Annotated in this window: 19 protein-coding genes; 4 read left to right on the forward strand and 15 right to left on the reverse strand. The window is 36.0% G+C overall.

What is annotated here, in order from left to right; all coding sequences use genetic code 11:
* Positions 1-42: 42 nt before the first annotated feature.
* From IRZ80_RS12880 to IRZ80_RS12905, 6 genes are all read right to left on the reverse strand, one after another.
* The gene (locus IRZ80_RS12880; RefSeq protein ID WP_194641977.1) at positions 43-729 is read right to left on the reverse strand and encodes an HAD family hydrolase; all 687 of its coding nucleotides are present in this window, start codon (positions 727-729) and stop codon (positions 43-45) included.
* Positions 730-801: 72 nt separating this feature from the next.
* Positions 802-1,671, reverse strand: a complete 870-nt coding sequence (locus tag IRZ80_RS12885; RefSeq protein WP_194641978.1) for a DUF808 domain-containing protein — start codon at positions 1,669-1,671, stop codon at positions 802-804.
* Between the two features lie 323 nt (positions 1,672-1,994).
* Positions 1,995-2,219 carry a heavy-metal-associated domain-containing protein gene (locus tag IRZ80_RS12890; protein ID WP_194641979.1) on the reverse strand — a complete coding sequence of 75 codons (225 nt, stop codon included), beginning with the start codon at positions 2,217-2,219 and terminating at the stop codon, positions 1,995-1,997.
* A gap of 63 nt (positions 2,220-2,282) precedes the next feature.
* Positions 2,283-4,700 carry a heavy metal translocating P-type ATPase gene (locus IRZ80_RS12895; RefSeq protein ID WP_194641980.1) on the reverse strand — a complete coding sequence of 806 codons (2,418 nt, stop codon included), beginning with the start codon at positions 4,698-4,700 and terminating at the stop codon, positions 2,283-2,285.
* Between the two features lie 77 nt (positions 4,701-4,777).
* Positions 4,778-5,338: a helix-turn-helix domain-containing protein gene (locus tag IRZ80_RS12900; RefSeq protein WP_194641981.1), complete on the reverse strand. Its 561-nt coding sequence runs from the start codon at positions 5,336-5,338 to the stop codon at positions 4,778-4,780.
* 868 nt (positions 5,339-6,206) lie between these two features.
* On the reverse strand, positions 6,207-6,806 hold the full coding sequence (locus IRZ80_RS12905; RefSeq protein ID WP_194641982.1) for a nitroreductase family protein: 600 nt from the start codon (positions 6,804-6,806) through the stop codon (positions 6,207-6,209).
* Positions 6,807-7,284: 478 nt separating this feature from the next.
* Between IRZ80_RS12905 and IRZ80_RS12910 the strand changes: the two genes are divergently transcribed.
* Positions 7,285-8,745 carry a hypothetical protein gene (locus IRZ80_RS12910; protein WP_194641983.1) on the forward strand — a complete coding sequence of 487 codons (1,461 nt, stop codon included), beginning with the start codon at positions 7,285-7,287 and terminating at the stop codon, positions 8,743-8,745.
* A gap of 230 nt (positions 8,746-8,975) precedes the next feature.
* On the opposite strand, the gene clpB is transcribed toward IRZ80_RS12910, so the two are convergent.
* The gene (clpB, locus tag IRZ80_RS12915; RefSeq protein ID WP_194641984.1) at positions 8,976-11,582 is read right to left on the reverse strand and encodes an ATP-dependent chaperone ClpB; all 2,607 of its coding nucleotides are present in this window, start codon (positions 11,580-11,582) and stop codon (positions 8,976-8,978) included.
* Positions 11,583-11,733: 151 nt separating this feature from the next.
* Here clpB and ytxJ point away from each other — a divergent pair, with 151 nt between their 5' ends.
* On the forward strand, positions 11,734-12,132 hold the full coding sequence (gene ytxJ, locus IRZ80_RS12920) for a bacillithiol system redox-active protein YtxJ (RefSeq protein ID WP_194641985.1): 399 nt from the start codon (positions 11,734-11,736) through the stop codon (positions 12,130-12,132).
* A gap of 29 nt (positions 12,133-12,161) precedes the next feature.
* Complete coding sequence (locus tag IRZ80_RS12925) at positions 12,162-12,836, forward strand: hypothetical protein (protein WP_194641986.1); 675 nt, start codon at positions 12,162-12,164, stop codon at positions 12,834-12,836.
* A gap of 89 nt (positions 12,837-12,925) precedes the next feature.
* Here the strand turns inward: IRZ80_RS12925 and IRZ80_RS12930 are convergent, their stop codons facing one another.
* Entirely contained in the window at positions 12,926-14,113 is a 1,188-nt protein-coding gene (locus IRZ80_RS12930; protein WP_194641987.1) for a hypothetical protein, read from the reverse strand.
* Positions 14,097-15,095 carry a DUF2157 domain-containing protein gene (locus tag IRZ80_RS12935; RefSeq protein WP_194641988.1) on the reverse strand — a complete coding sequence of 333 codons (999 nt, stop codon included), beginning with the start codon at positions 15,093-15,095 and terminating at the stop codon, positions 14,097-14,099. Before IRZ80_RS12935 ends, IRZ80_RS12930 begins: the two co-directional genes overlap by 17 nt.
* 223 nt (positions 15,096-15,318) lie before the next feature.
* On the opposite strand from IRZ80_RS12935, the gene IRZ80_RS12940 reads away from it, so the two are divergent.
* Positions 15,319-15,945: a hypothetical protein gene (locus tag IRZ80_RS12940; RefSeq protein ID WP_194641989.1), complete on the forward strand. Its 627-nt coding sequence runs from the start codon at positions 15,319-15,321 to the stop codon at positions 15,943-15,945.
* Positions 15,946-16,015: 70 nt separating this feature from the next.
* Here the strand turns inward: IRZ80_RS12940 and argH are convergent, their stop codons facing one another.
* The 6 genes from argH to IRZ80_RS12970 all read right to left on the reverse strand — a co-directional run bounded on the left by argH (position 16,016) and on the right by IRZ80_RS12970 (position 21,861).
* Complete coding sequence (gene argH, locus IRZ80_RS12945; RefSeq protein ID WP_194641990.1) at positions 16,016-17,296, reverse strand: argininosuccinate lyase; 1,281 nt, start codon at positions 17,294-17,296, stop codon at positions 16,016-16,018.
* Between the two features lie 209 nt (positions 17,297-17,505).
* Positions 17,506-18,576, reverse strand: a complete 1,071-nt coding sequence (locus tag IRZ80_RS12950) for a M20 family metallo-hydrolase (RefSeq protein WP_194641991.1) — start codon at positions 18,574-18,576, stop codon at positions 17,506-17,508.
* Positions 18,577-18,643: 67 nt separating this feature from the next.
* A complete protein-coding gene (gene argB / locus IRZ80_RS12955) occupies positions 18,644-19,447 on the reverse strand; it encodes an acetylglutamate kinase (RefSeq protein ID WP_194641992.1) in 804 nt (267 codons plus the stop codon).
* Between the two features lie 37 nt (positions 19,448-19,484).
* Entirely contained in the window at positions 19,485-20,438 is a 954-nt protein-coding gene (locus tag IRZ80_RS12960; RefSeq protein ID WP_194641993.1) for an N-acetylornithine carbamoyltransferase, read from the reverse strand.
* Between the two features lie 68 nt (positions 20,439-20,506).
* Positions 20,507-21,220, reverse strand: coding sequence for a DUF3307 domain-containing protein (locus IRZ80_RS12965; RefSeq protein ID WP_194641994.1), 714 nt, complete (start codon positions 21,218-21,220; stop codon positions 20,507-20,509).
* Positions 21,217-21,861 carry a hypothetical protein gene (locus IRZ80_RS12970; protein WP_194641995.1) on the reverse strand — a complete coding sequence of 215 codons (645 nt, stop codon included), beginning with the start codon at positions 21,859-21,861 and terminating at the stop codon, positions 21,217-21,219. Before IRZ80_RS12970 ends, IRZ80_RS12965 begins: the two co-directional genes overlap by 4 nt.
* Between the last annotated feature and the right edge of the window lie 31 nt (positions 21,862-21,892).

The following is a 21,892-nucleotide window of genomic DNA, read 5'->3' on the forward strand; positions in this document are numbered from 1 at the left end:
TCGTTAAGCAGATTCTTTACCGAGGTTTTAGCTTGGTCATCATTACCACATATTTTGAGCTAAAATGGTTTCATCGTTTGGCTGTATGATCTTAATCAAATCCAGGGGGCTGTTTATTATGTATTTAGCTCCTGCAGCGATTAATTCTTCCTCCAGACGGTATCCCCATGTCACGCCTACTGCAGACATGCTGGCATTGACAGCAGTCTGCATATCAATATCTGAATCTCCAGCAAAAATAATTTCTTCGGCCTCTAGTCCCATTTTTTTGCTTATTGCAATGGCCTCAGTAGGATTTGGCTTTTTTAATGCTTCAACGCTTAAACCGACTACAGTGTCAAAATACCCAGGAAATAAATCGGCAGTAATTTTCTTGGTAAGCGCATCTGATTTATTCGAAAAGACACTTAGTTTTATATTATTTGAAATCAAATGATCTAATAATTCGATAATTCCATCATATGCTTTTGTTTTTCGGGTGCAGTTATGACTGTATTCTTCAATCATCAGCTGGTAGCAGAGATCAATATGCTTTTCATCATTATTGGTTTCCGGCAGTGATCTGTTTACCAGATTTCGAAGCCCGCTTCCAATGAAATATTGATATGTTTCATAACTGTGCATTGGATAGTTCAGCCCTTGAAGAACCGTATTCATAGCATCTGCAATGTCCTCCAGAGAATTGACCAATGTGCCGTCTAAGTCAAAAATAACGCCTTTGAATTTCATTTTTATTTTTTAGTATTTGTAAAAAGTGGTGACAAAGTCATTTGGATTTTATAAAAAAAGCTCATTTTACATTTATTTCTTTCCAGTTATTTTTTTGAAAACGTTTACTATACCTACGCTAAGGAAACCAATTATAAGTGCCACACAAAATTCTTTTATGACAGATGGTAACTGCGGAAATAAATGATGTAAAAATTCAATGTTGTGCACAAATATGCCGCCTGCTACAAGAAGTAAAGCGATTGTGCCAATCACGGCCAGACTTTTGATGACTTTTGGCAAAGCCTGTACTAATATGTTTCCTATGATTTTTAGTAAACTGCGGTCGTTTTTACTTTGCTTAATCATTTTATAGCCCAGTTCGTCCATTCGGACAATCATGGCTACAATGCCATAAACTCCAACTGTTGCCAGCATTGCAATTATTGAAACTACAACAATCTGGGAAAGCAACGGTTTTTCCATGACTGTTCCAAGCGCAATAATTACAATTTCTACCGATAAAATGAAATCAGTCACTATTGCTGATTTTATTTTGTCTTTTTCAAGAGCAAGGATTTCTTCTTCGATGTATTCTTTGATTACAGTTTCAGTAACGGCGTGTCCGCGGTGAAACAGATATTCGTATATTTTTTCGGCACCTTCATATGCCAGACAAAGTCCTCCAAGTACCAAAACGATTAGTACTCCCAATGGGAAAAATCCGCTCAGCAGAAAGGCAATAGGTAAAATGATTAGTTTATTTAAAAGAGAACCTTTTCCAATAGCCCATAAAACAGGAAGTTCTCTTGAGGACATAAATCCAGAAGCTTTTTCGGCGTTGACCGCTAAGTCATCACCCAAAATCCCAGCTGTTTTTTTTGCAGCGACTTTACTCATTATGGCAACATCATCCATAATTGCTGCGATATCATCTAATAGTACGAAAAAGCCTGATGCCATTTTAAGTGTTTTAGAAACTGTTTTTTATTTGTTTCAAATCTTTTTAAAGCCTAGATTTTTATTGATGCGAATCTACTACTTTTTGTTGGTTTTTTTGCAAGAATTGATTTTGAAGAACTAAAATTCATGGTCATTATAACTCAAATAAAAAACACCAGCCTCTCGACCAGTGTGTTGTTTTAATTTTGAAAAAAAAATATATTTAGCTGTTTTTTTTAATATTAAAAGTGCTGTGCCGAAAGCCTTAATACTGATTGAATGTTTTTGATACAGCATTTCCGGCTTATAAGATTTACATCATTCAGGAACAGCTGTCAAAGTTATTAGTTTAACGATTCAATTTTAAATCCTGCTTCCTGTACTTTTTCTATTATTTCTTCTTTGGTAATTCCATCGGTTTTTATGGTGAGAATTTTGTCTTTGTTTTCTGTATCCACTTCCCATTGGAAAATGCCTTTGGCATCATTAAGAAAAGGTGTTACTTTGGCAATACAGCCACCGCAGTTGATGTTCGTTTTAAATTGTAAGCTGTTATTTTCTGTTTTCATGTTTTTTATTTTAAAAGTATTAATGCAGATTCAATAGGGCAGGTTTTGAAAAATTACGTTTGGTTATTTCTTCCATTTTAAACGCAGGCTGTTACTTACCACGCTCACACTGCTTAAAGCCATTGCAGCACCCGCAAGCATTGGATTCAATAAAAATCCGTTAATAGGGTAGAGGATTCCCGCTGCAATTGGGATTCCTATCAGGTTGTAGATAAATGCCCAAAAAAGGTTCTGTCTTATGGCTGCCACAGTTGCTTTTGATAATCTAATAGCCTCGGGTATTTTTTTAAGATCTGATGAAATGATAGTCATTTTTGCAACATCTATTGCAATATCACTGCCTTTTCCCATCGCAATACTTACATTTGCCTGTGCCAATGCCGTACTGTCATTAATGCCGTCGCCAGCCATTGCTACGACTTTACCATTGGCTTGGAGTTCTTTAACGAATACCGCTTTTTGTTCTGGCAATACTCCGGCTTTGTAATGATTGATGCCAACATTTTTGGCTATTGCTCGTGCGGTGGTTTCATTGTCGCCTGTCAGCATATATACTTCAATACCATTTTTTTGCAGTTCGGCAATTGCGGTTTTTGAATTGGGCTTTATTTGATCTGCAATGACATATATGGCTAATGCTTTTTTACTGTTGGAAAACCAAATGACGGTTTTAGCTTCATTGCTCCATTGTTCTGCTTTTTTTAATAGTTTGTTTTCAATTGTGATTTCATTTTCCTCTATCAAAGTTTTATTGCCGACAAAATAGGTTTCGTCCTCAAAAACAGCTTTAGCACCTTTACCGGTAATGCTTTCAAAATTTGAAACAGCTGTTTTTGTTTGTGAATTTAAATGCTTCACTATTGCTTCTGCCAGTGGATGTTCTGATTGTTTTTCTATGCTGAATAAAATTTGCTGTGACATATTGTCTTCGGCTAACGAAAATTCATCAGTTACAATTGGTTTTCCTTCGGTTATGGTTCCGGTTTTGTCGAGTACTATTGCATTGATTTTTTTTGCTTGTTCCAGACTTTCAGCATCTTTTATCAAAATCCCCATTTCTGCGCCTTTGCCGACTCCGACCATAATTGCTGTGGGTGTTGCCAATCCTAATGCACAAGGGCAGGCAATTACAAGTACGGTTACTAAAGCCATTAAGCCTTGCGTAAAGCCATTTTCACCTCCAAAAATTGTCCAAACGATAAACGATGCAATGGCAATGATTATAACAATTGGCACAAATACACCAGCGATTTTATCGGCCAATTTTTGAACAGGAGCTTTGCTACCCTGTGCATCCTGTACCATTTTGATGATTTGGGCAAGCATGGTATCGCTTCCAATTTTTTCAGCTTTGAATTGAAAACTTCCCTTTTGGTTTATAGTCCCTGAAAAAACTTTTTCGTTTTCGTTTTTTAACACAGGAATCGGTTCGCCGCTCAGCATGCTTTCGTCTACATAAGAGGTGCCGCTAATCAGCGTTCCGTCTACTGCTATTTTTTCTCCTGGTTTTACCAAAATAATGTCGCCAATCTGTACCTGCTCAATAGGAGTTTCCGTTTCATGCCCGTTTTCGTTAATAATGATAACTGATTTTGGCTGTAACCCTATTAATTTCTTAATTGCAGACGAAGTATTTCCTTTGGCTTTTTCTTCTAGCAGTTTTCCTAATAATATAAAAGTGATTACAACTGTAGCAGCTTCAAAATACACATGAGCATGTAATCCTCTCTGATGCCAAAAATCAGGAAACAGCGTATTGAAAACACTAAAAGTATAAGCAGTTCCAGTACTCAAAGCTACCAAAGTATCCATATTGGCAGTTCGGTGTCTGGTTTGCTTCCATGCGTTTGAAAAAAAATCCCTTCCAATCCATGCAATCACAGGCGTACTCAATAGCCACATGATTTCATTTGCGTAAGGTATATTCATAAAAAACATACTAATAATTACTAATGGAACAGAAAACGCCATTGCCCAATAGGTTTTCTTTTTCAGCAAAGCAAATTTTGCATGCTGCAGGTTTTCGATCGTATTGATTTCCTCTTTATTTTCTTCGATCAATAAATCATAACCGCCGGACTGTACAGCTTTCTTTAGGTTTATGGGGTTTGTTACTCCCGGGATATATTCGACAGCAGCGGTTGTCGTAGCAAAATTAATTGCTGCATTTACAACGCCCTGCTGTGATTTTAAAATGTTTTCAGCATTTGCAGCACATGAAGCGCAGCTCAATTCTAATACTGGAAATGTTTTTTTGATAGTAGTTACGCCATAGCCTAAATCTTTTATAAGATGAACTGCTTCAGAAACTGCTTCGGTATTAGCCGCCTGAATAACGGCGCGTTTGTTGTTTAATTCGACTTTGTGGGTTTTAATTCCCGGCTGTCTGCTCAATGCCTTATCAATGATTAAGGCGCAGTGTTCGCTTTCGACCCCTTCGAGAGGCAGAAAGATTTCTGTAGTACTTGCTTTTGCTGTCATGTTCTTTAATTACATAACAAAGGTCGCGGTATCAGGTCTATTTCATGTTACCTGATTTTGGATAGTATTTGTAACATTTACAGTTCGTCTAAAGGTCTGCGTTTGTTTTCCTTGATGTTCTTAAAATAAGTAGGAGTGAGACCAGTGACTTTTTTGAACTGATTACTTAAATAAGCAACACTGGAGTAATTCATTTTTACAGCAATTTCGCTTAATGACAACTCATCATAAACCAGCAGTTCCTTTACTTTTTCTATTTTTTGGGCAATAAAGTATTTTTCTATAGTTATGCCTTCAGTCTCAGAAAACAAATTGGAAAGATAGGTATAATCGTGGTGAAGCTTATTGCTTAAATAATCGGAGAGATTGGTTTTTATATCACTTTTTTGACGATGTACAATTTCGATAATAGAAGATTTAATTTGTCCAATAATTCGGCTTTTCTTGTCGTCTATCAATTCAAATCCCAGATTTTGCAAATGCTGGCTGAGTATTTCTTTCTCTTTTTCAGTAATTTCTTTTTCTAATAGTACTTCGCCCAAAGTAATATTTAAAGGGTGATGCCTAAGTTTTTCCAATTCATTCTTAACCGCCGCAATACAGCGGTTGCAGACCATGTTTTTAATGTAGAGTTTCATAGTAATTCGGAATCCTTGTGTTTGGCAAAAAATAAGCCTCACTGTAAACAAGTAAAGATATTGTTTTTAAACATTCATACACGGCATTCGCATTTAAAAAAAATATAAACACGAATTTCACCAATTAACACTAATTCTTATCAAAATTGAAATCAAGTTTTACAACTTTTACAGTTTCGAATATTTTGTGTAATTAAATAGCAATCTTAATTCGTGCAAATTAGTGTAATTCGTGTCAGAAACTTTTAAAAGCGAATGCCGTGACATCCTTAGATTCTCTGAATTCTATTTATTTTAGTTACTGCAGTGTTCTTCAAAAAGCTGCTTTTCTTGAGGTTTTCTTGTTATTGGTTCCTCAGTTTTTTTAGTGAAGTTTTTAGTCTTTGCAGGACTCATGTCAGTAATCCACTTCAGATATTCCCATAAAAAAGTAAAAGAATTATAAACCATATCATACAGAGAGGCAAAAAAACGAACTGACAGTTTTATAAAATTATAACCCAAATCATATATATATGCAAAAAAGTCAATAAAGATATTTAGTAATGATATTTTTTTATTTTTTGATGCTGATCCCAAAATAGTATAGTTTATTTCTTTTGTTTTTAAATCATTTGAAGGACAGGTGATTACCGGTTTTTTGTTTGGTTTTGGCTGTCAAAATGTGGCGCAAAATTAGTTAAACTATATTAAAATAGCGACAAAATGCATTTGTTTTATTTCAAAGTAGTAAAAAACTTATTTTTAAAAACAAAGGAAATCTGGTTTATTTATTCCAAAAAACCAGAAATTTATTGTTACTGATTTAGCTTCAATGTGTTGATTTCGGAATTGCTTTTGCTATTGATGTGAATGGAGAAATCAGGATTTAAATAGTTTCAATTACACTTTCCTGCGGTCTTCTGGATTTTGGTAAAACTTCAATTCTGTTGAAATCGTCTTCCGAAGCATAACCTACAGCCATTGCAAAAAGCGGTTTGAAGGCTGGCATATTTAGAATGTCCCTATACTTATCCGATTCTATACCTTCCATTGGTGTCGAATCCAGTCCTAATGCAATACTGGCTGTCAAACCAACTCCCAAGGCGATATACACTTGCTGTGACAGCCATACTTTTAAATCGGCTTCGGGTTTATTAGCTTTAATCTGATTGTACCAATCCCTTCTTGCCTGTGGTAATTCGTTGTCTACTATTTGCTGAAAAGCATCGAGATCATCGGCTACGCTGAATACAACCAAAAGTTGGGCTTGATTTACTTTTTCAGTATTATGCATCGAAACCGAAGCTAATTTGGCCTTGATTTCCGGATTCTGCACAAATGTAAATTTCCAAGGCTGTATATTTATAGAAGAAGGAGAGAGACGTAATATTTCTTTTAAGTCTTCAATTTTTTCTTGAGGTATGGTTTTGTCAGTGTTGTATTTTTTAGTACTATACCTTTTTTTTATTAATTCTAAAATATTCATGGCAGTATTTTTATAAGATAAATTATATGTGCAAAGTTAAGTTAATAATAGTTTTATACAATTTGATTGAGTCAGATGCGTATTACATTTTGTAGTGAATGCTAATTTGGGATATTTCACAGTGTATGAGACATTGCTTTGGCGGGATGTTCGAATTTATGTTGGCTCTTGGAGTCCTGTCCTTGAGGAACGAAGTACTCGGGAGAGATCCTTTGGATAATCACATTTGCAATATTTTTTCCAATGATTTGCCGAGTTTGTTTTTTATAGTGATATTTCGAAGAGAGGGAAATATTCGTATATAGACTTATGAAGTATATACTTGCATTATTAAATCAGTATTTACTTATACGTATTTTTCCTGTCTTCATGCCTAAATATACAGAGCTTAAGGCATTTTTTTTCAAAACGGTTAGTTTATTACATAATTTCATTTTTTTTAAACTCATAAGATTAAATTTAACTAAAGAAGTCTAATATGAAAACGACAAAAAAACTATTGCTTTTAATTATCCTAGTCTTATTTTGTGCCTGCAAAAAAGATTCAAAAGATGAAAATTCAAGTTATACGAGTACGAGTAAAAGCACCAGTGCCAGTGTCTCAGAATGTTTAGCTCCGGCTAGTTGGTTTGCGATGGAAAACAATACCAGAAAAACTCCTGCGCCAAATGAAGGACCAACAAGCGTATTTGCAAACAATGCAACTGTAACTAATTGTGACTTTCATCAATGGTCTTGGCAAAAGTTTCTTTGGTTAACCAATGAGGTTAATGGACAGCCATCATTTATTACAACTTTGATTCAGGTGAATTCGGCTGGTAAAAGACTAGATCAAAGTAAAGGGATTGTTTTGACAGATACTGGTCAGGCAAGTTCACCTACTACAGATATTTTGAAAACACCAAATTATCCATCGGGGATTCCGCCTTCTACTACGGTTTATTATTCAATATTTATGGATAAGCTTCTTTATGCAGCAATGCTAAAATATGGACCAATAGCAAAAAGCGATCCTACAAAATTGAAAGACGTAACTTTTCCCGTAGGCTCATTGGAACTTAAAACGTCTTGGATAAAGGCAAGCGTTCTTAAGGATACCACTTCCTATTTTATTACCAAAGGGGAAATCAATGGAGTAACAACGAGAGTGGCTCTTTTGGGAATGCACGTAGTTGGGGTTGTGGAGAATCATCCCGAATTTGTATGGGCTACTTTTGAACATGAAAATCTTGCACCTGCCTATGATTGGTCCAAGGCTACGCCTACAACCGATGCACCGGTGACCAGCACTGTCGATTATCCTTTTTTCAATAAAAGTTCCACTGCTACGGTTAAGAATATAACTTCAAAAAATGGTATTTACACTGACGTTTTTTCGGTTTACAAATACGGCGTTCCTGTTGAGAAAGCAATGAAAGGATCTCATAATGTACAGCTTTATATGAAAACAAGCCAAAATGGTTCAGAGAACTTAGGTAATATTCGAGCTATAAATCAAAGTGTTAAGTCACAGCTGAAAGGTGTTTGGAATAATTATTTCTACAATGGTTCAATATGGATCAATACTGCAGGATATGTAGGTCCTCAGGCACAAGCAGCCCTATTGGATTCGTTAAGTTATAATCTTTCAAATTCTCAACCCGGAAAATTGACAAGAGGTTCTGTTGCTGCCTACAATATTACTATGGAAACCTATGTTCAGGTAGGATTTACTCCGACTTCTATACATGGAACTACAGTTGACAATCTTGTTAATTGCTTCTCCTGTCATAATACTTATAATAGTACTAGTACTGGTTCTAATCTTTCACCGCTCTTTATTAGTCATATTTTTAAAGGATATGTAAAAAATCTGCAGGGTTTAAATACCAAACAAATCAAGCAGGCACATGCTGATGAATTCATGAAAGAATACAGATTGCGCCTAAAAGGAATTTAGTTGAATAAAATCAGTTGTTATTAATTCAAATGACAAATACAAAAAACCACAAGCTGTTGTTTGTGGTTTTTTTTATGTTTTTTTTGAATGAATTATCTGGAATTTGCAAAGACTTTGATTATGGAATTGTATTATTTGTTTAGCTTGTATGGCGAAGTCTTCTGTACCCTAAAACAAAAAAAAACTGCAAAGCTTGTGACTCTGCAGTTTTGAAGATTTATTGTTATTATTTATTCGTGTACCAAGTCTGTTTGGTTCCTGAAAACGAGTTCGTTGTCGAAGGCATCAAGCAGGATGATGCTGTCGGGTTTTACTCGGCCGGCGAGGATTTCTTTGGAGAGCTGGTTGAGAACGTCTCTTTGGATTACTCGTTTTACCGGTCTGGCACCAAACTGCGGATCAAAACCTTTGTCGGCCAGATACTCGATTGCTTGAGGAGTTGCGTCCATCGTAATGCCTTGCTGTGCGAGCATATTGGTTACATTCTTCAGCTGCAGGCTTACAATTCTGGTAATGTTCTGTGCGGTAAGCGGTGTAAACATTACAATTTCGTCAATACGGTTGATGAACTCGGGGCGTACGGTTTGTTTTAATAATCCCAGTACTTCGACTTTGGCAGCTTCGGTGGCGGCTTCGACGCTTCCTTTCAGGTTTTCAAATTTTTCCTGTATAATCTGGCTTCCCATATTAGAAGTCATGATGATAATCGTGTTTTTGAAATCGGCCAGACGTCCTTTGTTGTCGGTCAAGCGTCCTTCATCAAGCACTTGCAGCAGGATGTTGAAAGTGTCAGGATGCGCTTTTTCAATCTCATCCAGTAATATTACTGAATATGGTTTTCTACGCACAGCTTCGGTCAATTGACCGCCTTCGTCATAGCCCACGTAACCCGGAGGCGCTCCTACCAATCGGCTCACGCTGTGGCGTTCCTGATACTCGCTCATATCGATTCGGGTCATGGCGTTTTCATCGTCAAAAAGATATTCGGCCAAGGCTTTGGCAAGCTCGGTTTTACCAACACCAGTTGTTCCAAGGAAAAGAAAAGTACCCACTGGTTTTTTAGTGTCCTGAAGACCGGCACGGTTGCGTCTCACGGCATCGCTCACAGCTTCGATAGCTTCTTCCTGACCTACAACTCGGTGGTGCAGTTCGTCTTCCAGATAAAGCAGTTTTTCGCGTTCGCCCTGCAGCATTTTCATTACTGGAATCCCGGTCCATTTGGCTACCACTTCAGCTATGTCTTCACGGGTTACTTCTTCTTTTATCAATGAGGTTCCCGATTGGTTTTCGGCCAATTGTTTTTGATATTCAGTCAATCGATCTTGAGCTTCCTTGATTTTTCCGTAACGGATTTCGGCTACTTTACCGTAATCGCCGTCACGTTCGGCGCGTTCGGCTTCGTGTTTAAAATTTTCGATTTCGGTTTTCACATCCTGAATGTTATCGGCAACTTCTTTTTCAGCTTTCCATTTGGCGTAAATAATATTTCGTTCCTCTTTGAGATTAGCCAGATCCAAGCCTAATATTTTTAGTTTGCTTTCGTCCTTTTCACGTTTGATCGCTTCGATTTCTATTTCCAGCTGCATTATTTTTCGATCTAAAACGTCTAGTTCTTCGGGTTTGGAGTTTATTTCCATGCGTAGTTTCGAAGCCGCTTCGTCCATTAAGTCAATAGCTTTGTCTGGAAGAAAACGATTAGAAATGTAACGCTGCGAAAGTGTAACTGCCGCAATGATCGCATCGTCCTTAATCTGTACTTTGTGATGTGTTTCGTATTTTTCTTTGATACCTCTCAGAATCGAAATGGCACTTTCGGTATCGGGTTCTTCGATGATAATTTTCTGGAAACGGCGTTCAAGTGCTTTGTCTTTTTCGAAATATTTCTGGTATTCGTCCAAAGTCGTCGCACCAATGGCGCGCAGTTCACCACGGGCCAAAGCTGGTTTCAGAATATTAGCAGCATCCATTGCGCCCTCACCGCCGCCTGCACCTACAAGCGTGTGGATTTCGTCAATGAAAAGTACAATATCTCCTTCAGAAGCGATTACCTCTTTAACAACCGATTTCAGTCTTTCTTCGAATTCTCCTTTGTATTTTGCACCTGCAATCAGAGCTCCCATATCGAGTGAGAAAACGATTTTTTCTTTCAAATTATCGGGTACGTCGCCATCTACAATTCTGTGTGCGAGTCCTTCGGCAATAGCGGTTTTACCCACACCGGGTTCTCCCACAAGCATCGGGTTATTTTTTGTACGACGAGTTAAAATTTGTAATACTCGTCGGATTTCCTCATCACGGCCGATTACGGGATCTAGCTTTCCTGTTCTCGCCAGTTCGTTAAGGTTTTTGGCGTATTTGTTCAATGAATTGTAAGTCTCTTCAGCTGAAGCAGAGGTTACTCTTTCGCCTTTGCGCAATTCTTCAATAGCTGCTTTCAGTCCTTTTCCGGTAACGCCCTGGTCTTTCAGGATTTGGGACACTTTGCTTTTAGAATCAAATATTGCCAAGATTAAATGCTCGATTGAAACGTATTCGTCATTCATTTTTTTGGCAATGATTTCGGCTTCGTTCAAAGCGGTATTAGCTGTTCTGGAAAGCTGTATTTCACCTCCAGAAACTTTTGGAAAACTCTGAATTGTAGCATCCAGAATCTGAAGAAACAGCGGTACATTTACGTTGAGTTTTTTCAAAATAAAAGGCGCAACATTTTCATCGACTTCAAAAATAGCTTTGAAAATATGTTCGTTTTCTATTTGCTGCTGCCCTAAACTCTGAACCAACTGTTGTGAGAGCTGTATGGCTTCCTGCGATTTGATTGTAAATTTGTTTATGTTCATGGCTAAAGGTTTTATATTTTTTTATAGGTTTAATAACTAACTTTGCAAATAATCATCAAACGGTATTCCAGTCTAAATTTACAGACAATTTGGCGCTTTAGTGATGATTTTTATCAATTTATAAAGACAAAACGACATAAAATACGACAAAATGAGCCTTTTTAATTCACTATTCGGAAGTTCAGAAGAGAAGAAAGATACATCAAGCAAAATCAATTGGATTCCGTTACAGCATATGGGACAATTGGATGAAATTACTGCTTTATCCGATCAGGCACCTGCGATTATCTTTAAGCACAGTACGCGATGCAGTATCAGCAGATTTGCATTGAAACAATTTGAAAAGGAATTTGATGTAGAGACATTGGATTCCAACGTTTCTGCTTATTTTCTGGATTTATTGGAGTATAGAGATATTTCCAATGAAGTTGCCAGCCGTTTCAACGTGTTTCACCAATCGCCACAATTATTACTGATTAAAAACGGTAAATCAGTTTATGATGCTTCGCACAGCGATATTAATGCAGAAGAATTGAATTCGAAATTATAAATAAATCCCCCTAAATCTATTGTAAATAAATGAAAGTAAGCAAATGGTTAATGGGCAGTGTTATTGCCGCTCAATTATTATGTTCCTGCGATGCAGTCCGTATTAGTGAAAACTCAAATTATCAGGATTCTCAGTTTGTTTTTGGAACTGATAAAACTGCTATTCTTGTTGGTAATGATGATGTTTTAATAAATGAATTTACTAAGACATTTAATAAAAAATATAAGAAAAAACATGATTTTGTGAGCCATTATGATAGTTTATGTTCTGTTAAACTGAAAGAAGAAAAAATTTTTGGTGAAATAAAACTTGATAAATCTTTTGAATCTGTTTCAAATGATTCTATGACATTGACTATGGATCAGAAAAAAAAGATTGATTCGTTATTTACAAATACAACTGCTGATTATCTGATAAAAATTAATAATCATGAAGTTACAAACAGTATTCAGGGAAGTGTAGGAGCACCTGTGCTTATGGCTGGTGGAGGAATGGGGATGACGAGTACCCAAAGCGAGAGCTGCATTATAAATTCGCATTTTCAGATTTACGATATTAAGACTCGAAAAAAGGTGCTTGATTTTGTTTCTAAAGGAAGCGGATCAGTTCTATTTTTTGCATTTGAGCAAGCTTTTACTGATGCGATGAATAGTTCAATCAAAAATTCAACTGTATATCTAAAAACTGGAAAATTAAAATTTTAAATTAAATTTCTACTGATTGATAAAAATATAGCTGCATAAAAAAATCCATAAAATTAATTATGGATTTTTTTATGTAATGAAATAAACGTCTAAAATTCCCCTCCAGAACCGCCGCCACTAAACCCGCCGCCGCCAAATTCCATTGGAGATTCTTCAGGTTTTATCTCGGGTTTTATTCCAAATTGCGAAGCAGACACAAGAACCTGAATATTGGCAAAAGCATTGGGATTGGTAAAACGATCTGCTTGGAACGTGATTCCGGTTTCATTGTGTTTTGTTTTTTTTATGGCAAAATAAGTAAAGGCAAATAAAACCAATCCGCCAATAGTCAAAGCGGCTTCAGGCGGTAAAACATGATGATACGTTCTGAAAGTAAAAAAGCTGAAACAAAGTGCTAAAAAGCCAATCCAAAGCATCATTCGGTCTTTGTTTTTCAAAGAAAAAACGAGATATAGTATTGGAATTGTAAATGTAAATACCCAAAAGAGCAAAGCAAATGGAATTTCGGGACTCGGGCCATCATATAAATAATCTCTAGACAAATTGAAATTCAATTCTCTGACCACATAATAATTCCCAGCGAGATAAAACAAAATCAGGCAAAAGCCTTTGGCTAATTTTAGTCCTTTATAATAGTAAGGAAAAGATAAGTTTTTCAATGTTTTTTTAGAAATAAAATAGCCTATACCCGAAAATAACATCATCACAAAAGGCAATATGGCTTTGCCTATAATAAGATATTCAAACGTCAGATAAGCTATAGTTCCTGTTATCCCGATACAGGCCAGCAGTGCCAATGAAAGATTCAGATAACGCAAATAAGCTCCACTTGATGCAATTGCGATTACAATAATAGCAGCAAGATAATTTGGATCGTAGTTTATGTCAAATGTGAGGGAGACTGCAATGGACAGAGATAGAATTGCTCCCAAAATAAAAGCATCATCTAGGCCAAAACCGAAATATTTCATTTCTCGGGACATAAATTCTTTGGTACCAAAACCTATTATCGCAAAAAAATAAATAAAATAGATATATTCATTACCGTTGGAAGCAAGCAATAGCAATGACACAAATCCGCAGATTGATGAATACAGCAAGCATCCTAGAATAAAAAAAGCAATCCGGATAAAAAGATTTTTGTGGCTTTTTAGCTTTAATAATTGCTTGCTGAATGATTTGTATTGTTCCTCACTAATAAACCCCGATTGCTTTAAGCGATGGGCTTCTTCATCTAAATAGACATTGTTTAAAAGGTCTTTATCGTATGCTGTCATCGGAAGTTTTTTTGTTAAAATGTTTAATCAGTTTTATAAAGCCAATTATAGCGCCAATGAAATAAAAAGGGGTTGTAAAAATGAAAAGAAAGAAAAAATCATCAAAGTGTATGCTGTCCAAGAGTCTTGCAAAAAAGATATTCATCCCTATAAAACCATACAAAACCGTGAAAATAAACAACGAAATAGACCTGACTTGAAAACTTAAATTATAAAAATAGTAAGATGCAATTCCCAAAATCAGACCAAATGGGAACCAATAATCCGCACAAAGATTAACGATACAGGCAATACCGATTAAGTGCAGGGAAAAAGTAAGATAGACCAGATTAAAGTGTTTTTTCAAACTGATTTTAGAGGCATACAAGACCCAAAGCAGCAGCGTCAGTCCAAAAGCCAGACCAACATAACTCAAATAAGTATTGTCAATCATCTCATTGTCAAAAATATGTTTTGGGTCTGCTGAAATTCCAAGATAAGCTGCCATTCCGGTGATTCCAATAGAGAGAACGCTTTTGTTATCAAAATAATAGGCACAAAAAAGACTAATGACAGTCGGAACCAGAGTTGCTAATCCATAATGAGTTCCAAAAGTCTGGTATTGAAACTGCAGATAACCTATAAATGTACAGCTCAGTATAACGGCTGTAAGCACCAGATAATCATAAAGCGGATTAGGAAAAGGCGCTTCTTCTTTATTGAATCCTGGATGATTTTTAAAGCAAAAATAAAAACAGCCAATTGTAACTAACAGCAATAAACCAAGAAGTACAGTATGTCCAATGGTATCAATGTTCTGATAGATTAAAATACCAATTCCAGAAGTAAATAACAGCATTGAGAGGTATAATAAGAACTTTAATTCATTGTGTACTGAAAACAGTTTTAAATTACGATAAGCGCGGACAGCTTCGAATTGTTCTTCAGTAATATGATTTTGATCAAATAGCGTCTGCACCGCTTGACCCTCGAAATTCGGCATATAATTTTAATTAAGATATTTCTCAAATATATAGATTTTTTGCAATTAATTATGAAAGTGATATTTGTTTTTGATACATCAAAAATTATCCCTTAACATTTTCTTGGTTACATAAAACTTCAATGTTTATTATTCTTTAATTTGTGGAGAAACTCAAATTGCTTAAATAAAATTGCATTACAAAGCACAATGATGTATATTGCAGAAACATAAAATATTTAAGATGAGTGATTTGAAATATACAAACAAAACAAAAGCGGCTTTTATTCTGCTGATTGTTATGGTTCTTATTCTATTGAATAATTTCAGGACACTGCATAATTCCAAAAAAACAAATGAAGATATTAATGCCATTTTTAATGACCGATTGGTAGTAGAGCATTATATTTTTCAATACGCAAATGAAATTCATTCGATAAAAGCAAGTGTAATACAATCTCAATTAAATGATAATCAGAAAATTGAGGCGATTGCATTAGCATTAGGTAATATTCAAGATATTGATAAACTATATTTAAAAACGGTTTTGACTTCTAATGAGAAATTATTTTTTAACTCTTTTTTATCTGCCTGTACTTCGATTAAAGAACAAAACCGAAATAAAAACTGGAATCAAATTACAAACCTGAGCAATAATGCGTTGCAAACATTAGGAAAATTGTCTAATCTTCAAATAAAGGAAGGAAGGTCCAAATTAGACCATGCTACAGCCATACATAATGGTAACAACAGTTTGGGCGAACTCGAAATTGCCTTGCTGGTCATTTTAACTGGGATTACTACTTTTTTATTAATGGCGAAGAAAAATAAAATCAAAGTCAAGATACCCGAAGCACCAAGTTTGAATTAATGCAATAAAAAAGGCATCAGAAATTGAATTCTAATGCCTTTTTGTTTTTGTAATAATTCTTATCTGTTTGTTAATAAGAATCTTTCATTTTGTTTTTAATTTCTGCCAGACAAAGGTTATTGATACTGCCTTCGTGCGTATGTTTGGTTTCTTTCGGAGATTGATAAATGCCGGCTTCCAATTGTTCAGCAACGGCTTTGTATGCATCCCTGAAAGGTATTCCTGCAACAACCATTTCGTTTAAAGTATCTACCGTAAACAGATAATCATATTTTTTATCAGCAAGAATATTATCTTTTACCTTGATATCTTTAATAGAGAAAATAGCAATATCCAAGCAGGCTTTCAGGTTTTGAATTGCTGGGAATAAACCTTCTTTTAATAATTGAAAATCCCTGTGATAACCGCTAGGCAGATTATTTGTGATCAAAGTAATTTCATACGGCAGGGCTTGAATTTTGTTGCATTTGCCACGGATCAATTCAAAAACATCTGGGTTTTTTTTGTGTGGCATAATGCTTGAACCTGTCGTTAAATGTGATGGCAAACCGATAAAATCAAAGTTCTGACTCATGTACAAGCACACATCCATTGAGAATTTTGCCAGAGTTGCTGCAACGCTGCTCATGGCAAAAGCAACTGTTTTCTCTGATTTACCACGGCTCATTTGTGCGGCAACCGAATTGTATTTCAACGTTTCAAAACCTAATTCTTTGGTTGTGAAAGTTCTTTTGATAGGGAAGGAGCTTCCGTAACCTGCAGCAGAACCCAACGGATTTTGATCTACAACTTTCAGTGCTGCATTAAGCATTGTAATATCGTCAATCAGGGTTTCGGCATAGGCAGAAAACCACATTCCGAAAGAGGACGGCATCGCAATCTGAAGGTGTGTGTAGCCTGGCAGTAATACATTTTGGTATTTCTCTGCTGATTCCATCATTAAATCGAAAAGCGTTTTTACCTGCTCTTTCAATTCTTTAACAGCATCTTTGAGGTATAAATTCACATCGACCAAAACTTGATCGTTACGGGAACGTGCGGTGTGGATTTTTTTTCCGGCATCGCCAAGTTTTATCGTTAGTAAATATTCAATTTTGGAATGTACATCTTCAAAGCTGTCTTCGATTTCGAAATTGCCTTTTGCTATATCAGCAATAATATCTTCTAAAGCCAGCACTAAAGAAGCAGTTTCTTCAGAAGTTAATAAACCAATCTGACCTAGCATTTTTGCATGAGCAATAGAGCCTAAAGCATCATATTTGGCCAAAACCAAATCTAATTCCCTGTCATTTCCTACCGTAAAATGTTCGATTTGTTTGTCGGTTGGTATTCCTTTTTCCCAAAGTTTCATATCGTTTTTTTATTTCGTAGGGACAAGCTGCGACTTGTCCGTACTGTTTTTAATTTTTTCGGTGACAAATAACGACTTGTCCGTACTTTTTTAATTCAAATTTTCTTGATTTACTGAATGTCCTAGCCCCGATGGAAGCAACATCCTTTCCTGCCGGGGTTCGGCAGGAAAGATATAGCGGACAGCGGGATTAGCTCCTGAAAACTATTTTAATTTTTGAAAAAGTTTCCAAGTATTTTAATGTACAATTGGATTCCTTCTTCGATTTCGTTTACATATATAAATTCGTCTGCCGAATGTGACCGCAAGCTTTCTCCCGGTCCTAGTTTTAATGACTTGCAATACAAAACAGATTGATCCGAAAGGGTAGGAGAGCCATAAGTGGTTCTTCCCAAAGCGATACCTGCCTGTACCAATCCGTGCGAAACAGGGATTGATGATGCATTTAAATGCATTGAGCGGGGTGTAACTTCGGCTTTAACATTGGCTCTTACGGTTTCTAGAATTTCGGTATTGTTGTAGCAGTCATTGACACGGATATCGACTACCAAATGGCATTCGGCCGGAACTACATTGTGCTGTTTTCCAGCATTTACTTGAGTTACAGTCATTTTTACGGGACCTAAAACCTCCGATATTTTTTCGAATTGAAAGGTTTTGAACCAATCAATCACGGGCATTGCATTATAAATTGGGTTGTCTGGATTATTGTGTGCAGCGTGGCTGGCAGTTCCTTTTACGACTATATCCAATACTAGCAAACCTTTTTCGGCGATGGCCAGCTGCATTAAAGTTGGTTCTCCAACGATGGCGCATTCCAGCTCTGGCAAGTGCTTCAAAACGCTGTTTAAGCCATTTTTACCACTGCTTTCTTCCTCTGCCGAAGCCACAATAACAATGTTGTAAGGCAGGTTTTCGCAGGCATAAAAATGGGTGAATGCTGCAATTAATGAAACCAAACATCCGCCGGCATCGTTGCTGCCCAAACCATATAGTTTGCCGTCTTTTACTATCGCTTCAAACGGATCGTTAGTATAGCCTTGATTGGGTTTTACAGTATCGTGATGCGAATTGAGTAAAAGTGTAGGCTTTGATTTATCAAAATGCAGGTTGTAAGCCCAGATATTATTGTTTTCCCGTTCAAAAGGAATGTTGTTTTGTGTAAACCAATTTTCAATTAAAAGCGCAGTCTGCTCTTCTTCGCTCGAAAAAGAAGGAGTTTCAATCAGCGATTTTAAAAGAGAAATGGCTTCTTGTATGAGGGTTTCTATGTTTTTCATTTATTTTATTTTCAACGCAAATTTCACGAATTAATTTGTGCAAATTAATGTAATTTGTGTTTAATTTTTACAATTCGATTGTTGTAAAAATTGCGTTTGTGTTTTGTAACATTCTGTGATGACCAATCCGTATTTTTTGAACGCCTTTCGATAAGCTGTTAAAACAATTATCCAATTTAGGAATCATACCGGAATGAATGGCGCCTTCTTCTTTTAATTTTGAATAAAGAGCTGAATTTATTTGCTGGATTACTGAATTTTCATCCTCTATATCGGTTAAAACCCCTGCTTTTTCGAAACAATAGGTTAAAGTAACATCAAAAACTTCGGAGGCAGCGATAGCCAATTCACTAGCAATAGTGTCAGCATTGGTATTCAATAATTGCCCTTGTCCGTCATGTGTGATGGCGCAGAATACTGGTGTTATGCCACTGTTTAATAATGTTTCCAATAAAGGAGTATTTACTTTTTGCACATCGCCTACAAAACCATAATCAATTGTTGGATGATTGCGTTTTGTTGACAGAATTAAATTCCCGTCAGCTCCAGAAAAGCCAATGGCATTAGTATTATAGGCCTGCAGCTGAGCAACCACATTTTTATTGATTTCGCCTGCATAAATCATTACTACTACATCGAGCATTGGTGCATCGGTAATACGGCGTCCGTCGATCATTTGGGGAACCAGGCCAATGCTCTGAGCCATTTTGGTAGCTGATTTTCCGCCTCCGTGAACGAGTATTTTATTACCTTCTATTTTTGAAAAATCAGTAAGGAACTGTTTTAATTCTGCTGGATTGTCGATGATGTTACCGCCAATTTTTATGATCGAAAGTGCTTCGGGCTTTGGGCTTTGGGCTTTGATATTCATTTAATTAGTTTAAAGTCTATACTCTTTATTCTATTATCTATTTGTCTAATTTTTTCAGGATTTTCTGCAGTACTAATTGAGCTGAATACGTTCTGTTATTCGCCTGCTGAATTACAATCGAATTTTCACTGTCGATTACTTCATCAGTAACTATTACATTACGTCTTACCGGCAGACAGTGCATAAATTTAGCATTGTTGGTCAGTTTCATTTTATCAGCAGTGATGGTCCAGTTTGGATCTGTATTGGTGATTTTTCCGTATTCTTTATAATTGCTCCAGTTTTTAGCATAGATAAAATCGGCATTTGCAAAAGCTTTGTCCTGGTCGTGTTCAATTTTAGAATCTTTGGTGATTTCAGGATTTAGTTCGTAGCCTTCCGGATGTGTGATTACAAAATCCATTTCGGTCTGTAACTGCATCATTTCCACGAAAGAATTGGGAACTGCCTGCGGTAAAGCTCTCGGGTGCGGTGCCCATGAGAGAACGACTTTTGGTCTGTGTTTGGTTTTGTTTTCCTCCATTGTGATTGCATCTGCAAGTGACTGCAATGGATGTCCTGTGGCGCTTTCCATATTTAGAATTGGCACAGTGGCGTGTTTTACGAAGCCGTTCATTACCGTTTCAGCGTTGTCTTTTTCTTTGTCAACCAATCCCGCAAATGCTCTGATGGCAATAATATCTGCATATTGAGAAACTACTTCCGCTGCTTCTTTGATGTGTTCAGAAGCGCCTTGGTTCATAACTGTTCCGTCTTCGTATTCCAGTGTCCAGCCTTCGCTACCAAAGTTCATGACCATAACGTTCATCCCTAAATTTATGGCTGCTTTTTGAGTACTCAAACGGGTTCTCAAACTGGAGTTGAAAAATAGCATTACTAACGTTTTGTTTTTTCCCAGTTTCTTATTCTTAAGCGGATTTTTTTTGATTTTTAACGCTTCTTTCACCCATTTTTGGAGTGAATCTATTTCTTTTATTGAGGTGTAGTTCATTTTTTTATAGTTTAATCGGTTAATCGTTGATTTGTTTAACCGAATTATCAATTAAATAATTCAACTTTTTATAATTTTAATAAATATTGAGTTAATAATCCCACTATCAAGGCAATTCCAAAGCTCAATAATGTTCCTATTAATATATATTCTGTCAGTTTCCGCTCTTTGGATTCTTTTAAATCTCCAAACCTGAAAACCGATTTTGTCGCTAATAAAAAGCCAACGGCTTCGAAATGATTCGTGCAGATAAAAAGAAATACTAATAACCTTTCTAGTATTCCAATGTATTTGCCTGCGTTTTTGAGAGACTGCTCTTTTTCATTGAGGATTGCATCCGACCAAGGTTTTATAAGCACACTCATTATTATCGAAACGGGCTGTGTCAAAAAAACAACAGCCGTTGTCAGTATTAGAAACGAATTAGAAAACAATAATTCTAAAAGTTCTTTTTCTTTATTTATCCAAAACAATCCCAAAATTAGAATTACTGCCAGATGCGCTATTTGGTCAGCAATGAACCAAGTAATCTTGGTGCTTTCTTTTTGAAAATTTAATTTGGCGTAATCTATGATTAAATGACTGAATGTTATCATTGTCACCAATTTCCAATCCGTTAGGTCAAATAAAATCAATAATGACAGCAGTCCGTGAATCATAGCATGGGCATATAACTGCCATGCCAATGCTTTATTTTCTTCTTTTGCTTCTACCCAGCTATTAGGCTGCAACAAAAAATCACCCAGAATGTGTGCCAATATTAATTTTACTATAATTATCATTGCACCAATGTTTTTAGCTTATGGCGGTACATTTTGTCTAATTCCAAAATTTCATCAACATGAGCACGTTTGAATCTGCCACTCACAGAATTTTGTCCAATACCCAGAATCGTTCCTATTTCTGCCTGTTTTTTTTCAGGATCTTCAAAAATCGTAGTAAATAATACTGCCGAATTTACTGTCCATGCGTCCATTTGTATAACTGCCAATTTCAGGTATAAATTCATTTCATAATCAAAATCAGGAAATGAAGACTGAATTGCCAATGTTGTTTTCTCTTTCTTCAGTTTTTCAAACTTTTCGCCCGAATTGATGAACGCCGTACCATTACTTTCCGAAATTCTGCCGGCTGTATATTCTTTTGTCCCTAAACCAATTGATAATCGAACATCAATTGGAGCTGTTTTTTTTTGTTTTTCATTTATAAATACACTCTTTATCAATGCTTTTATTTTTAAGCATACAAAAAGGGCTTCTTTTGGATCTTCAATTTCAATTTGAAAATAATCACCTCTAAAAATCTCCCATTTTTCGGGTGCTGCGCCATACGAACGCAATAATTTTTTTAATGGCGAAATCCATATTTCTTGATTTATCAATTTTCTTGAATTGATAATATCTGCTGTAATAACTGCTATCATAATTCAAATATCGTATTAATTAGCGATATTT

The sequence above is a fragment of the Flavobacterium sp. HJJ genome (assembly GCF_015351475.1).
GTDB classification, from domain to species: Bacteria; Bacteroidota; Bacteroidia; order Flavobacteriales; family Flavobacteriaceae; genus Flavobacterium; species Flavobacterium marginilacus.